The sequence below is a fragment of the Nitrosospira multiformis genome (genome assembly GCF_900103165.1).
In the GTDB taxonomy this organism is placed as follows: domain Bacteria; phylum Pseudomonadota; class Gammaproteobacteria; order Burkholderiales; family Nitrosomonadaceae; genus Nitrosospira; species Nitrosospira multiformis_D.
This window is the reverse complement of sequence record NZ_FNKY01000001.1, coordinates 2,117,141-2,132,836: the sequence shown is the minus strand read 5'-3', so window position 1 is coordinate 2,132,836 and position 15,696 is coordinate 2,117,141. Positions and strand designations below refer to the sequence as shown.

General features: G+C 52.9%; 13 protein-coding genes. 5 read left to right on the top strand and 8 right to left on the bottom strand.

Annotated elements, in window-relative coordinates; genetic code table 11:
* The first annotated feature begins 155 nt into the window (after window positions 1-155).
* Together BLR00_RS09615 and ppk2 (BLR00_RS09610) are read left to right on the top strand one after the other, a co-directional pair.
* The gene (locus BLR00_RS09615; RefSeq protein ID WP_074632145.1) at window positions 156-659 is read left to right on the top strand and encodes a universal stress protein; all 504 of its coding nucleotides are present in this window, start codon (window positions 156-158) and stop codon (window positions 657-659) included.
* Between the two features lie 521 nt (window positions 660-1,180).
* The gene (gene ppk2 / locus BLR00_RS09610) at window positions 1,181-2,107 is read left to right on the top strand and encodes a polyphosphate kinase 2 (protein WP_074632144.1); all 927 of its coding nucleotides are present in this window, start codon (window positions 1,181-1,183) and stop codon (window positions 2,105-2,107) included.
* A 213-nt stretch (window positions 2,108-2,320) separates the two neighbouring features.
* Here ppk2 (BLR00_RS09610) and BLR00_RS09605 read toward each other — a convergent pair whose 3' ends face one another.
* The 7 genes from BLR00_RS09605 to BLR00_RS09575 all read right to left on the bottom strand — a co-directional run bounded on the left by BLR00_RS09605 (window position 2,321) and on the right by BLR00_RS09575 (window position 8,738).
* On the bottom strand, window positions 2,321-2,953 hold the full coding sequence (locus tag BLR00_RS09605; RefSeq protein ID WP_074632143.1) for a DUF3299 domain-containing protein: 633 nt from the start codon (window positions 2,951-2,953) through the stop codon (window positions 2,321-2,323).
* 15 nt (window positions 2,954-2,968) lie between these two features.
* Entirely contained in the window at window positions 2,969-4,168 is a 1,200-nt protein-coding gene (locus tag BLR00_RS09600) for an ABC transporter permease (protein WP_256324099.1), read from the bottom strand.
* Between the two features lie 159 nt (window positions 4,169-4,327).
* Window positions 4,328-5,347: a PstS family phosphate ABC transporter substrate-binding protein gene (locus tag BLR00_RS09595; protein ID WP_074632141.1), complete on the bottom strand. Its 1,020-nt coding sequence runs from the start codon at window positions 5,345-5,347 to the stop codon at window positions 4,328-4,330.
* Window positions 5,348-5,367: 20 nt separating this feature from the next.
* Window positions 5,368-6,069, bottom strand: coding sequence for an ATP-binding cassette domain-containing protein (locus BLR00_RS09590; protein WP_074632140.1), 702 nt, complete (start codon window positions 6,067-6,069; stop codon window positions 5,368-5,370).
* A 19-nt stretch (window positions 6,070-6,088) separates the two neighbouring features.
* Window positions 6,089-6,715: a DUF2796 domain-containing protein gene (locus BLR00_RS09585; RefSeq protein ID WP_074632139.1), complete on the bottom strand. Its 627-nt coding sequence runs from the start codon at window positions 6,713-6,715 to the stop codon at window positions 6,089-6,091.
* Window positions 6,716-7,043: 328 nt separating this feature from the next.
* On the bottom strand, window positions 7,044-7,850 hold the full coding sequence (ppk2, locus tag BLR00_RS09580) for a polyphosphate kinase 2 (protein ID WP_074632138.1): 807 nt from the start codon (window positions 7,848-7,850) through the stop codon (window positions 7,044-7,046).
* A 309-nt stretch (window positions 7,851-8,159) separates the two neighbouring features.
* A complete protein-coding gene (locus BLR00_RS09575; RefSeq protein WP_074634242.1) occupies window positions 8,160-8,738 on the bottom strand; it encodes a hypothetical protein in 579 nt (192 codons plus the stop codon).
* Window positions 8,739-9,396: 658 nt separating this feature from the next.
* Between BLR00_RS09575 and BLR00_RS09570 the strand changes: the two genes are divergently transcribed.
* The 3 genes from BLR00_RS09570 to BLR00_RS09560 all read left to right on the top strand — a co-directional run bounded on the left by BLR00_RS09570 (window position 9,397) and on the right by BLR00_RS09560 (window position 11,564).
* A complete protein-coding gene (locus BLR00_RS09570) occupies window positions 9,397-9,960 on the top strand; it encodes a sugar O-acetyltransferase (RefSeq protein ID WP_074632137.1) in 564 nt (187 codons plus the stop codon).
* Between the two features lie 97 nt (window positions 9,961-10,057).
* Complete coding sequence (locus tag BLR00_RS09565; protein ID WP_074632136.1) at window positions 10,058-10,504, top strand: DUF3293 domain-containing protein; 447 nt, start codon at window positions 10,058-10,060, stop codon at window positions 10,502-10,504.
* A gap of 112 nt (window positions 10,505-10,616) precedes the next feature.
* Window positions 10,617-11,564, top strand: coding sequence for a D-hexose-6-phosphate mutarotase (locus BLR00_RS09560; RefSeq protein ID WP_074632135.1), 948 nt, complete (start codon window positions 10,617-10,619; stop codon window positions 11,562-11,564).
* A 139-nt stretch (window positions 11,565-11,703) separates the two neighbouring features.
* Here BLR00_RS09560 and hrpA read toward each other — a convergent pair whose 3' ends face one another.
* Entirely contained in the window at window positions 11,704-15,582 is a 3,879-nt protein-coding gene (gene hrpA, locus BLR00_RS09555; RefSeq protein ID WP_074632134.1) for an ATP-dependent RNA helicase HrpA, read from the bottom strand.
* Window positions 15,583-15,696: the final 114 nt, after the last annotated feature.

The window sequence follows — 15,696 nt, the reverse complement described above, 5'->3', positions numbered from 1 at the left end:
CTTCGGCTTCATCTTCGATGCCAGTTTTGGCCTGCTCGCCTCGCGTAGTGCTATGACATAAAGGGATGAAGTCACAGAAGAAAGGCTGTGTTGGCTTACTCAGTGTATTGTCTTCAACCACCATGGACGGATCTTTACCCGGAAAGGAAGGATGTATGAATCCACTCATTCAAAAAATCATTCTAGCTACTGATTTCTCAGAGGCTTCTCAGGATGCCATCATATATGCTAAATGTATATCTGGATCGCTTGCGGCGGAACTCAAGATTCTGCATGTATTTGAACCCGGCGGCTGGATGGTTCCTTCACCCTACTATTACACGCCCGGATTCGAAGATTGGGTGGATGCAAGTATTGAAAACACCCGGCAAAAAGGAAAGGAGGCGCTCAAAACACTCGCCGAATCGTTCGGCACACACACCGAAACCATTTTTATCGAAGGCGACCCTGGTAAAGAAATCGTACGGGTGGCTGCCGAACAGAATGCCGATCTTCTAATCCTCGGTACGCATGGTTATACGGGGTGGAATCATTTAACTATGGGAAGCATTGCGGAATATGTTGTCAGACACTCTCCCTGCCCGGTGCTCACCATCAAACCCACTGCAGCAAGCAGATCTGAGACCCACACTTCGCCTGTTTCGGCAAGAAACGATTAAGGCGAGGATATTTCTGCAATAGACTCGCTATGTTGGCTGTGGGTCTCCGTAAGCGGTGAGTAACGAAGGGCTGGATGAAAATCCGTCCCGTCCCTTCGGGTTGCCCACAAAAAACGCGGGTGCGAAATAGGTGTTAACAGATCCTAGCTTCTGCTCTCCTTGTGGTGGATTTGCGGTGCGGAGGGAAGGCTGGTTTGTAACACTCCTGTAACAAAAGATCGCTACTATTTTGAGGGTTATTGGATGATATCGATGAATATTACTCCTGCCTCCTACGCTCCTCCTCGTCTCGATCACAAGCCTGGTGACCTTCGGTGAAAAAATTCGATATCTACGATCTGCCGCTTTCTACCACACAAATCCTGTCATCGGGCGTAGCTGGCACGATGGTTGTCAACAAATCAAGCTTGCAGTAGGGTTGTATGAAATTTGGCCATGGCTTGGGTGCTTCAATATCTCTCTCCGGTTCCCTGTACGGGTTGTTTACGAAACTATTTTAAAACAAATACCAGGAGATCCCGATGCGCGCAGATAAAACCCTTGAACATGCGGACCTAGAACGCCACATTCATGCCGATATGTTGGACAGTCTCGACGAAGAACTGGAAATGGAAATCGATGATCATCGGCTGGATAAATTGGTGGCTGAAATCACCACACCTGATAACGAGACCGAGGTGGGCAGGCAATTCTATTTCAAGGAGCTTTTTCGTCTTCAGGGAGAACTGGTCAAGTTACAGGACTGGGTAGTGCAAAAGAAACTCAAGGTAGTAGTCCTGTTCGAAGGGCGTGACGCTGCAGGTAAAGGCGGAGTCATCAAGCGTTTCACCCAGCGCCTGAATCCTCGGGTCTGCCGGGTGGCTGCGCTGCCTGCTCCGAGCGAACGAGAGCGCAGCCAGTGGTATTTTCAACGCTACGTGTCACATTTACCTTCCGGCGGCGAGATCGTACTATTTGACCGGAGCTGGTATAACCGGGCCGGCGTGGAAAAAGTCATGGGATTCTGTGACGAAGAAGAATATGAAGAATTCTTCCGTAGCGTGCCGGAATTTGAGAAGATACTCATTCGTTCCGGCATCATCCTGATCAAATATTGGTTCTCGATTACCGATGATGAGCAGTACATGCGTTTCCTGATGCGAATCCGCGACCCCCTGAAGCAATGGAAACTGAGTCCGATGGATCTTGAATCCCGCCGTCTTTGGGAACAATACACCAAAGCAAAGGAAACCATGCTGGAGCGCACCCATATTCCCGAGGCTCCCTGGTGGATAGTCGAGGCGGTCGACAAGAAAAAAGCCCGTCTTAATTGTATTCATCACTTCCTGGCTCAGATTCCTTACAATGAAATTGAGCATGAACCCATTATTCTGCCGGACCGGGTGCATAACCCAGACTACTTGCGGCATCCGGTATCTACAGAAATGCTTGTGCCGAGTGTGTATTGATTTGAGGGGATTCCAAAGTTGAGGCAAATAAGGGCCAGGCCTGGCTAACGACCTCGAATGGCATGCTCTAAAACATGCGAATGAAATTCAGAATGAAAATTTGCGCTGATCAGTCCCGGCGCCATCAATACAATCCCGGTAAAACTTCGTAAGGCGGGCGGGCGATGTGGGGGTGTGCAGGAACATTCGAACTCTTTCCTGTTCATGAGTTCCTTACGGATAAGGCGTAACCCACTCAGCCTTCAATTGATAGCCCGCCTGGCCCATCTCCGTATCTATGCTGCCGGCGTGCAGCACTCCACTGACCCACATTGTATCCATGGTGCGCATATTGGACAGGGGTTTTGATGTCCGCACATGAATGATCTGGTTGGAAGGCGGCGGGGGCGTATGAATGCACGCTCCGAAATAGGGAACGAGCAGGAATTCGCTGACTTTATTGCCTGCGCGTTCCAGAGGAATCACGAAGCCCGGAATACGGATACGCTCTCCATCCAGCGCGGGCTCGATGGGTGCGTTATTCCAGGCTGCGCGTATTTTTTCCAGCGCTTCGATGGCACGGGGGTCGCCATCCTTAAGGTTGTCCAGCTTCAATCCCTTCAGCGGCGCCATCGGGTCCCAGTTCTTGGGCATCAGATCATCCCAGGTCTTTTCCTTGTAACCGGCTGAAGCAGTTCCCGAAGGTGCGGGCTTATTTTTCGCTGCACCGGGCGCCGGCACTGACAATCTATCTCCAACCTTGTAATCCTTATCGGCCGAGATGGCTGTCTGTGCCGTAAAAATCAGCAAGGCGATTAAAAATAAAATGCGAAAGCGGAGAGGGGTGGCATACAGAGAAGCAGTCATATTTGGTATCCTTTTTTATAATCTTGGCGTCAAACCATCGCTTAAGGATAATCGGTAGGCACGATAGCCGGGTATAAGGCTGACCAGAAACCCCGTTGCCATGACCAGTAACAGTAATTGCCAAGCCTCGGCCGATAGCATACCTGCCGCCAGCGAAATACCCAAGTGCGCCTCCAGAACGGGCGCGGCAAACAGGCTGAGCACGGTCAACCCCAGCACACCCAGCAATGCACCAGCCACGACCACCATCAGCCCCTCGATAGCCAGCAGCAGAAAAACCACGCGCGGGCCAGCGCCCACCGAGCGCAGAATTGCCAATTCGCGCCTGCGTTCCCCCAGGCCGGCCAGCACAACAGCCACCAAACCGCTCAGACCCACCGCCACCACCAATGCGGAAATAGCCAGCAGCGACTTTTCCACAATGCTGACGATGGACCACAGCTCATCCAGCGCCACACCGGGAAGCACGGCCAGCAATGGCTCTCCCTTGTATTGATTGATGAACCGCTGCATCTGAAAAACACCCGCGCGGCTTTTCAGCCCGATGAGCACCGCCGTAATTTCCTTTGGCGCCAGATCGAATTTACGCACATATTCAGCCGGAATGGATACCCCGGGCATCGGGGCGCCGCCCTGCCAGTCGAGATGAATAGCTTCAATAGCCGCAAGACTGACATGAACGCTGCGATCCACGGGCAGGCCGGTCCGCTTGAGAATGCCGCTCACCTTGAACGGTTTGTCGGCGTGATCGGTCAAACCGAGGCCTTTCGCACCATGATTGAGCACGATACTGTCGCCCACTTGATAGCCAAGTTGCGCGGCGATATCCGCACCGATTACCGCTTCAAAAATATCCGTAAACGGCTTTCCCGCCGCAAATGCCAGCAATCGGCGATCGCCATAACGAAAATACTCGAAATACGCGGGAGTGGTGCCTATTACCGCAAAACCGCGATGCGAATCGCCCAGGGAAATCGGCACTGCCCACGCCACCGCCGGGTGGGCCGCCATCGCCTGAAAGCTTGCCCAGCGGATATTATGGGTGGCATCCCCCAGGCGGAACACGGCATAGAGCATGAGTTGGATTGGACTAGTGCGCGCACCCACCACCAAGTCGGTCCCGGATATGGACTGAGAGAAACTCTCCCGCGCCTGGGTACGCAATTGCTCGACGCCCAACAACAGCATAACTGAAAGCGCAATACTGACCGCCATCAATCCCAGCGTGGCGCGCCGGTTCCAGGCGCTGGCAAACGCAAGGGAAAACAGTGATTTCAGTCCGCCCCTCCTGCGTTTCGGCCCAATTCATTCAAGACGGTGGTTCGTCCGGAATGGAGCCGCGATCGCGTTTCGCTGGAAACGGCAATACCATGATCAATTTTCATAAAAACGGGCTTCTCGCCGAAGCAGGTCGTCGAGGGTGAGGCCTCCTGGCACATAGCCATCGAATACCGTTCCCACCCGCTTCGTCTTGAAGAATTCCATGTTGGCGGCGTAGGCTCTGGGTGGTAGTGGAATGTACTGGAATCCCCTCACCAGAGCGGATGCATTTTTCATATAAAACGCAACAAACTCCTTAAGTTCGGGTTTCTCCGCCGCCTTCATGTTCACATAGATAAAAATGGGACGAGACAAAGGCTGATAGGTTCCATCCTCCACCGTTTCGGCAGAGGGAATAACTCCGCCGTTTCTACCATCATCCACCGCGACAGCACTAATTTTGTCCTGATTCTGCATATAGTATCCGAAACCAACGAACCCCAGCGCATTCTTGTCGTTCGCCACGTTCTGCATCAGTATGTTATTGTCCTCCTCGGATGCCGTAAAGTCGCTACGGCTGGATTTAGCCTTGCCCACAATTGCTTGCGTAAAGTAATCGAGCGTGCCGGAATCCGGGCCTGCGGCATAGAGATTGAATTTTTCGTCAGGCCATGCTGGATTTACCTGGCTCCATTTGGTAATTTTACCCTGAGCGGCGGGTTCCCACATTTTTTTCAATTCGGTAACAGTCATGGTTTTGCTCCAGGTATTCTTCGGATTCACCACCACCGTTAATGCATCAAACGCCATCGGCAATTCTACGTATTGCACGCCGGCTTTATTGCACGCCTTCATTTCCGCTCTTTGAATGGGACGGGAAGCATTGACGATATCTATTTCACCGCGACAGAATTTCGTAAAGCCACCGCCGGTACCGGAGATGCCGACCGATACCTTGACCGCCTCTTTTTTGGTCGCCTGAAATTTCTTCGCCCCCTCTTCGGTAATGGGATACATCGTGCTGGAGCCATCGACTTTTATGACCGTATCGGTGCCTGCAATGCCCTCAACGCTCATCAATGCACCCAGTACAGCGGCTGCACCCAATACTTTAAAATTATATGATAGCGACATTTTTTTCTCCATTCGATTGATCAAGGGACTGTGGTTACGCACAATTCATTCAAGTCGACGGTACGGCTGAAATGGGACCCCAGCCGCTGGTCATGGCTGACAAAGATCAGCGTGACATTCCCATCATCGCAGCGGCCTAGCAGAAGATCAAGAAATTCTGCTTGCCGGGCCGCATCCAGTGCGGAAGTCGGTTCATCGGCGATGATCAGCTCGGGGTGGCCGATCAGTGCCCGAGCAGCCGCCACGCGCTGCTGTTGCCCCACCGATAAAGCGGTGACTGGTTGTCGTGCCAGCGTCACATCCAGTCCCAGCTGATCCAGCAGCCGGGCCGCCGATTGTTCGAGCGATACGGCTGATTCAAGCGCTTGCCGCCGCCTGCGCTGCGAAAAACGGCAGGGTAGGAGCACGTTCTCAAGCACGGACAAATAAGGCACCAGATTAAACTGCTGAAACAGGAAACCGACATGATCTACGCGAAACCGGTCGCGGGCGCTGGATGAAAGTGCGGTCAGGTCGGTATCGAGTACGCGCAGGTGGCACGGCTGCGGCAGCAGCACGCCGCCCAGCAAACTCAGCAGGGTACTCTTGCCGCTCCCGCTCGCGCCTTGCAGAAAAACACGCTCTCCGCGTCTTACCAGAAATTGGGGGATCGACAGGCGGAATCCATGCTTGCCAGGCCACTGAAAAACCAGATCCTGAATGTCAATGACAAACGGACTCATTCCTGACCCACCTTCTCAGCTACCATTTCAACCGGGTAGACTCAGGCGATAGCTTCGCGCTTGATTGTCCCTTGGGCCCCGCTACGGCGGCATCGAGACGCTGGAGACCGGGAAACATTTGGAATAATCGCACATCGACGCCTTGCAAAGCCTGCGGCTGGGCGCACCGGAACTGCCAGGTGGCCTCCAGCTCCGCATGCATATCCGCTGCCGGAGACGGAGTAGAAGGAGTCGTTCTGGATGCACCACTGTCTTTTCTGGTACTTTTATCGGCACTTTTACCAGAATCGGAGGCAGGCGCCAGCAAGTCCGGAGAAAGCACCGGAGACGTCAAATCAGTGGATTCTACCCGGCACTGAGCTGCGGGCGTAAAAATGAAAAGACTATTAGCCTGATTAAATTTCGATGTCATGGCCGTGACGGCTTGATGTTCTTTTTCATTTCTAGGGGCATGCTCGAATCTCAATAGATTATCCAATGGGCTATTCAGGTTGACCTGCACTATCGCTCCGTCAATCGCAATTTCCAGCGCGGCGCGGCCATGCACATGAACACCAGGCTCATGTGCCCAGACGGGCAGGGCCGATTCAAGTACGATGATCGCGGCAAGTGCTGCCTGCCCCGGGAAACGCTGTATTCGTCTCATTTTTCGTCCCTCATTAGCAATTTTAGACCATGATCATTGCAACAATATTGCAATGATCACCCGCCGGCGATGACTTCCGATGACTTATGGAGGGTAGCGGCTATGAATAGCCAACAGGTGATCGGGTGCCAGCGGCCCCATGGGCAAAGACTCTGGTCGGCGGTAACCCCGGATGTTCCATAAACTCGCGTGATAATTGCGCAGGATTCTGTTTTTAGGGAAACTTTTTGAAAGAATGACGTAGTTATTCATACACCCGCTGAATAAAACTTCCATAAGAAATAGAAGACCAGCGAGGACGCGGCATTTATGAAGCATCCCGGGTTAATTACGACGCCAGTACACCGCGTTCAATAAACGAAATTTCAAACTCCATCACGACGCGTTTGTCCGGCATGACCAACCGTTCGTCTTTATTCTCATAATCGAGGCGGCTGAGAAGATCCTTGATGATGTTGATACGCGCCAACTGCTTATCGTCGGCACGGACTATTGTCCACGGTGCCGTGAGACTATGGGTATGCGCCAGCATTTTATCGCGTGCCAGGCTGTATTCCTTCCATTTCTTGATTGCATGTTCGTCAAGCGCACTGATCTTCCATTGCGCGAGCGGATCCTTTTTGCGATCATCCAGCCGCTTCGCCTGCTCTGATTTGCTGATATCAAGATAGTACTTCAGAAGCTTAATACCTGAACGGACCAGCATATGTTCGAACTCCGGCACCGAAGTCATGAATTCATCATACTCGGCGTTCGTGCAAAAACCCATTACCGGCTCCACTCCCGCCCGGTTGTACCAGCTGCGGTTGAATAACACCAGTTCCTGGGCCGCGGGCAGATAGGGGGTATAACGCTGAAAATACCATGAGCCACGATCTCTGTCCGTGGGCTTGCCAAGCGCCACGACGCGCGTTTCGCGCGGACTCAGGTGTTGAATGATGCGCTTGATGGTGCCGTCTTTACCGGCCGCGTCCCGTCCCTCGAAGATGATCAGAATCTTGTCGCCGCACTTGATAAAGCGCCGTTGCAGCTTGACGAGTTCAATCTGAAGTTTATAGAGCGTATCCTCATAGTCTTCTTTGGATAGCTCCGGCAGGGGCTCGCTCACTTTTTTTTCGTTATCTTTCTTACCCATAACCAGATCTTTTATTATTCCCGGTCCAGCAGTTGGACGAGGCGGAGTGTGCAATTTCTGGGGTATGAGGCAATGCGCAACGATGCCGGGGTAAATAGCACATAACCTTACTAATCATAGCGCCAACCTGATAAATAAACGTCAACCACCGGATTCAGCGCTATTGCCGACTATGGCACGAACAACTACCCACGGTTTCTGTTCTACGATCACACTTCCAGCCCGACCGAGGCGCCGCGACAGCTAAAATTGAAGGCTGATCAACTTCGACCGCTCTCAACGCAATGGTTGAGCCTATCCTTCAATAACCTATGAACGGCGGGAAGACCGCCAATTCTGCATACGCTTTGATTTCATGATCTTGTAAGTAAACAGGGTCAACAGCAGCATGGCTATCAATGGCCCTATCGATGCACGAAAAATATTCGCATAATTAACCATCTTTACCCGCAATGGGTACTGATAGTGTACGGGGGGCACCGACTCTCCCGTAATGAATACCGTATAGAGTCCCTGATCCAGACTGGTTTCTCCCCTGATCACTCCATCAGGGTGATAGCTCGGACGTAAATACGTCACCGTCTCGTCTTCCACCTCGCTGGTTCCTTTCACCACCCTTATTCCTATCGGAATGTCACGAAGCGCCTGGTCGACCAGATCCACCACCAGAAAAGTATCGCCTTCTTTAGGTATCTCTGTGCAATATTGGTCGCTTGGCTCATGTTGTGGCTGGTAAGCACTTAAATGTACCATGCTGTTGTCGCCGAGCCGGCGCATGCATGTATCTTCTTCCATAGCCACTTTTCCATGCGCAACCGCGGCGCCGCAATAGAGCGCCATGACGACGGTAAGGATCGATACACCGCCCTGCATCACTTGCTTGATCATCATTGAAACTCCTCTTGGTCTACGTTTGCCCGGCTCGGCGCGTTGAATTCATGCGCTTGAACCAAGCCAGCAAAAACATTATGGTTGAGCCGGGTTTTGTTTCATCCCATGAAAAACTCACCGTCACAATTTCACTGCCTTGCCTTGACTGGGTTAGGCATACTATCCGATATGCGGATTCGGCCCTTCTATCTTATAGTATTGAATACCCGGAATTCAAACATTCAACGTCCCGCTGATCAAATAACGTCTCATTCCCTCATTCACGGTAAGTTGCACAACAAAAGTATAATGGATCGATTGCATAATGCAACTAAATTGATCAGTAATCCTTTTTGGAGGTAACTAACTTCCGGCGTTCGCTAATGGATGATCAGGTTATATACTCTTACCGATTTTCGTTAGGAATGGAGCAATGCCCAAAAACTGCGTACTTCACCTAGTCCCACTACCGAATTCAAAATTAACGAACGTAGCACTTTGAAGTTGACGACAATGATCGACACGATCAATAAACGGGCTAAATCTCATTGATTTCAAAGTTTTTTGACTATTGAATCGGGGTATGGTTTCCAAAAATAGAGTATGTGAAGGAAATATTTCCTTTCGCTCGTCTGACTTGCCAGGTTTCTTCTGGTAGCGAATCGTGGGGGTAAAAATGGCGCAACTGACAGAAAAAGATAAGATGATTGCCGGACAATTGTACCGGTCCAGTGATGACTTGCTGCGTGAGGAAAGAAAGCGGGCCCGACGGTTGCTTAAGGTATTCAACGACACGCTTCCGAATGAAAATGAGAAACGTGTCGTTATGTTACGAGAATTGCTGGGTGCGTTGGGCGGGCAGGCTGAAATCGAGCCGCCGTTTTACTGCGATTATGGATATAACATTTGTATCGGTGATAGTTTTTACGCCAATTTCAACTGTATTATTCTGGATTGCGCCAGGGTGACTATCGGCAACAATGTATTTTTGGGACCGAATGTCCAGATCTATACCGCAACGCATCCATTGGCGGTGAAAGAACGTAATAAGGGTCTGGAAGCCGCTAAACCCATCATCATCGAGGATAGCGTCTGGATTTGCGGCGGCGTAATTATCAATCCGGGTGTGACGATAGGAAAGGGGACAACTATCGGGGCGGGCAGTGTGGTTACCCGGGATATCCCACCAGATGTTTTTGCTGCTGGAAATCCTTGTAACGTAATACGAAACCTTGCCTGATATAGCGCAAATTCTCAAAATGACCGAATGCACTATGTTGTTACCTTATTTTAATTGATGCCGGGCTAACTTCTGAAGACATGACCGGCCGCTATTTTTGGCACAATCGAAAATTTCTCCGGACCTGATCGCTGCCTACCGCACAGCCGAGTATCGGGTAACAGTGGGAGCGGGATTCGATTCCGGCGCAATCATCCTGCGCATTGATGAGTATTCCGAACCGCTATCGCGACTTTTCACCGTATTGGGTGATCGTTGTGCGGCTTTTATTACGGCCTGTAATCCATTCAGTATGCGCCAGAGTCATGAGGAAAACCTTGCCGTTTGCGCGCATCTGCGCGATGGATTGGAGCGTCTGACTCAAATAGGCCGGATATTTGAAGGCGAAAGTCATGATCCATCCGGCGTATGGCCGGTGGAGAAGAGTTTTCTTGTGCTCGGCCTTGATCTTGAGACGTCACAGGCACTCGGTAGGGAATTCGGGCAGAACGCTATCGTATGGATTGATTCGGACGCCATTCCCCGGCTGGTTTGGCTGCAATAGGCATATCGGCGCAGCGCTGCCCAGGGCCTGTTAACCGGCAAACCCTAATGCCTTTCCCGGCAAAATCCTGGCGTGTTATGATGATGTTCATTATCAGAAAAACACTGACATTATGAATATCGAACAGCTGAATGCCGATTATGGAATTGATGATCAACTTAAATTCGTCGAGGGTGCGGGCGGATTCCCCTTTATCAAAATCGACAATGATAAAGCCAGCGCCGTTATCTCGGTCTATGCGGGACAGGTACTCTCTTTCCAGCCAGCCAATGACCCAAACAACCTCATGTTCCTCAGTGAGGCGGCATACTATCAGCCCGGCAAGGCCATCAAGGGAGGCGTCCCGATTTGCTGGCCGTGGTTTGGACTCGACCCGGATGGGCTTGGCCGCCCGGCCCACGGCTTTGTGCGCAATCGTTTCTGGAACGTGGTACGAACCGGGGTTACCGCGGATGGCGATGCCATCGTTACGCTGGGATTGATCGATACGCCTGAAACGAAAGCGATCTGGCCGCATTCGTTCAACCTCTCGCTGGAAATTACGATCGGGGAATCGCTGAATCTGGAGTTAGTCACGCGCAATACCGATACACGGCCGTTTTTTATCACCCAGGCATTTCATACCTATTTCAAGGTGGGGCATATTAATCAGGTGGCTGTCCTGGGACTGGACGGACTTGACTACATTGATAAAGCTGATAACGCCGCTCACAAACTCCAGACTGGCACGGTCTCCATTGGTGCGGAAGTCGACCGCATCTACCGGAAGGCACAGGGTAAGCTGGTAATCGATGACGCTGCGCAGTGCCGCAGGATTTGCATCACATCCCAAGGCAGCAATACTGCCGTCGTGTGGAACCCCTGGGCAAAAATCTCGGCGGAAATGGCGGACTTGAAGGACGATGATTATCAGCGCCTCCTGTGCGTCGAAACCGCGAACGCCGACCTGGATGTGGTGGAAATTGCCCCCGATAGCGAATTCCGCCTGGTGGCAAATTACCGTATAGAGCACGACTTGTCGCATGTATTGAAGGGTACTCAACCCGTCACAACAGGGTAGGGCGTCTTCAATTCCTGAAAACACGCAGGATGGGTGGAGCAAAGCGCAACCCATCAACTGGATCGATGGCTTGGCTTATGAGTGACAAGTGACAGTGATGACTTCCACCTTGCACCCATCCTGCCATCTCACCGTTGCTTCAAGCGCTGACTTCCTCCCACAATTTCTGTAGCCGCTTGGCGGAAACGGGGTAGGGCGTCTTCAGTTCCTGGGCAAACAGCGAGATGCGCAACTCTTCGATCTGCCAGCGGAATTCGGTGAGGGCACTGTCGTTGATTCCTGTCTTGCGGTGCCGCTCCAGGCGTTGCTCGTATTGATTCCACAATCCGGTGATAACGGCGCCGTGGTGGCCATCGCGCTCGGCGTTGGCGGGATACTTATCGAAACGAAGAACCATACCTTTCAAATAACGCGGCAGATGCTGCAACCGATCCCATGGCGTGGCACCCAAAAATCCCGGATAAACGAGCTTGTCCAACTGCGCGCGCAGTTGTGCGTGCAGTTTCCCACCCGGTTGCCCTGCGGCACTCCCACCTGCCATAGACAATTTCATCAGCAGTGACTGGCACTCATTGGCGATATTTTGCACGATCCGTGCTGCAGCCTCGCTAACAGCGGGTAGACGCACCCTTGCCCGCTGCCGCTGCGCGACGAAATCTTTTTCGCGCCGTGGCAGCGTATCATCGGCAATAAAGGCACGGTCCATGATGGCACCCAGCATGTCTTCCTTAAGAGCACCAGGGCTGATAAGCGTTTGCAATTGCAAGGCAACCTGGCTCAGGCCCGGTAGATTCCTTTCCAGTTGCTTCAATTGCTCCTTAAGCTCGAAACGCAGCAACTGCCGCACACCGCCGCGCATGCTGGCTTGCGCCGCTTCGCGCGTATCGAACAAATGGATGGCTACTTTTCCCTCACGCTCTACCAGCGCCGGGTAGCCGGTAAGTTTTTTTCCCGCACGCGTAAAGGCGATTTCTTCTGGCAAATCACCAAAATCCCAGCATTTCACGTCGTCGCGTTCAATCGGTAGGCGTTCCCCTGAATCCGCTCGCGAGAATGTCAACTGCGCCGCCTGGCCAAGCTGCGCCTTGAGCTGCGAGAGATCACGACTCATCGCCAACTCCTGCCCCGCATCGTCGACTATTTTGTAATTCATCAGCAAATGAGGCGGCGGTTCTTCGTCCCGCCACACATCCTGTGGAATGGCTACCCCGGTTTTGGCCTGAACAAATCGGGATAACGCACTGGTCAAGGATACGGGCAAGAGTGGGCGTAGCGGTAGCGTGGTAACGCTCGACTCCTCGCTTTCCAGAAACCGGGTTACAAACTCCGGGATCGGCACCGCATGACGGCGTATCTGCTTGGGAAGCGCCTTCAGATACCAGGTAATCTTCTCGCGAACCAATCCGGGAACCAGCCTGTCGAATCGCGCCGCATCCAGCTTGTTGAGCAGCGGCAACGGCACGCTAACCGTCACACCGTCCAGTATGTGCCCTGGATCGAATCGATAGGCGAGCGGCAACGCAATCCCATCTGGCAGATCATCTCCCTCCACGACCATGCTGTCAGGATACTGTTCCCCAGTGATCCTGTTCGCCTCATGCCGCATCAGGTATTCCTGGGTGAGGTAAAGCAGGTGCGGGTTTTCCCGTTCAGCCTGCCTGCGCCATCTCTCGAACTCCACCCCGTTGCAGATGCCGTCTGGAACAATGGCATCGTAAAAGGAGAAAATTTCTCCTTCATCCACCAGTACATCCTGGCGGCGGGCCTTGTGTTCCAGCGCTTCCACGGTGGCGATCAGCTTGCGATTATGCTCGAAGAAAGGTGCTTGGGTGACGTATTCGCCCGCCGCCAGCGCCGAACGGATAAAAATCTCACGTGCTTCTTTCGGATTGATCGTACCGTAATAAACCCGCCGCTTCGGTACCACCGCGAGGCCATACAAAGTCACCCGTTCATAGGCCACTACCTGCGCCGGCTGTTTTTCCCAATGCGGATCAAAGGTGTGCTTCTTGCATAGCCCGCCTGCGATTCTTTCCACCCAAAGCGGGTCGATTTTCGCCGCGCAGCGTCCGTAGAGCTTTGTGGTTTCGGTCAATTCCGCAGCCACGACCCATTTTGGTTTGGCCTTCTTCAGCACCGAACCGGGAAAAATGGAAAACTTGATCCCGCGCGCGCCCAGATACTCGCCGTCCTCCTCGGTCTTGAAACCAATGTTGCCGAGCAACCCCGCCAGCAGTGCGCGGTGAATTTCATCGTAGCCAGCGGGAATCTGGTTGGGTCTCAACCCCATCTCCGTTACCAGCACATGCAACTGGCCGTGGATTTCACGCCATTCGCGCATTCTGCGATGGGACAAAAAATTTTCCTGGCAATGCGCCATCAGCTTGCGGCTGGATTTTTTATGCTTCAACAGCTCGTCGAAGAAATCCCACAGCTTCAGGTAGCCCAGGAAATCGGAGCGTTCGTCCTGAAAGCGCTGATGCGTCCGATCCGCCGCTTCACGCCGCTCGAATGGCCGATCACGCGGGTCTTGCACACTCAAGGCGGAGGCGATGATGAGTACTTCGCTCAAGCAGTTCTCTTCCTTGGCGGCCAGTATCATGCGTGCAATTTTCGGATCGATCGGAAACTTCGCCAACCGCCAGCCAATGCTGGTCAATGCCTTGTTGTTGTCCGCTGTGTCGTCCATCGCACCCAGTTCCGACAGCAACTGGTAGCCGTCCGCGATCATGCGTGGAAGAGGAGGCTCAAGGAAGGGGAAATTCTCCGCCTCGCCGATCTTGAGAGATTTCATGCGCAAAATCACGGCCGCCAGTGACGAGCGTAGAATTTCCGGGTCGGTGAATTCCGGGCGGCCCAGATAATCTTCTTCGGTATAGAGCCGGATACAAATGCCGCTCATCACTCGCCCGCAACGCCCCGCCCGCTGGTTGGCGGAAGCCCGCGAAATCTTTTCCACCTGCAGCTGCTCCACCTTGTTGCGATAACTGTACCGATTAAGGCGCGCCAATCCCGTGTCGATCACATAGCGAATGCCGGGCACCGTGAGGGATGTCTCCGCCACATTGGTGGCGAGCACAATACGTCTGACGTTACCATCTGGTTTGAATACACGCTCCTGCTCGGCGTATGACAGGCGCGCAAACAACGGCAGAATTTCTGCGCCTGCGCCAACACCCTGACCAGGGCCGAGTCTATTGAACGCATGCTTGCGCAATGCCTCGGCGGTCTCCCTGATTTCGCGCTCGCCTGGAAGAAAGATCAATATGTCACCCATGCCGGAACGAGTGGTTTCATCCACCGCATCAAGAATGGCCTGCTCAAGATCGCCTTCGTCTTCCTTGTCTTCATCCCTGGTTCTATTTTGATCCGGCCCGATAGCGTGATAACGCACTTCCACCGGATACATTCGGCCTGACACCTCAATAACCGGCGCATCATCAAAATGCGCGGAAAAGCGCTGCGCGTTGATCGTGGCGGAGGTAACGATCAACTTCAGCTCCGGCCGCCTGGGCAATAGCTGCTTGAAATAGCCGAGCAGAAAATCGATATTGAGGCTGCGCTCGTGCGCCTCATCGATAATGATGGTGTCGTAGGCGAGAAGGGAAGGATCGCCCTGGGTTTCCGCCAGCAGAATGCCGTCGGTCATGAGCTTGATATAGGTGCCTGAGCCGATCTTGTCTGAAAAGCGCACCTTGTAACCCACCGCGTGACCTAATGGACTCTTCAGTTCGGAAGCAATCCGCATCGCCACCGTGCGCGCCGCAATACGCCGCGGCTGCGTATGCCCGATCATTCCCGCTACCCCGCGCCCGAGTTCAAGACAGATTTTCGGCAGCTGCGTCGTTTTACCTGAGCCCGTCTCGCCGCACACGATCACCACCTGATTTTCCCGGATTGCGTGCATGATATCGTCCCGCCGCGCCACCACAGGCAAGTCTTCCGGATAAACAGGTTTTGGCAGATTGGCCAGACGCCACGTGGTATCCATGGCAGAAACGGCAGAAGGTTTTCTCATATGCTTTTATATTTAATAGGATGCGAAGCGCAACCCATCATTGTGGGCTTATTTGCCCCAAGCGGCCTTTCGGTGGGCGTCAAGGCTGACACGGTACTGAAAGGAGACCGTCAC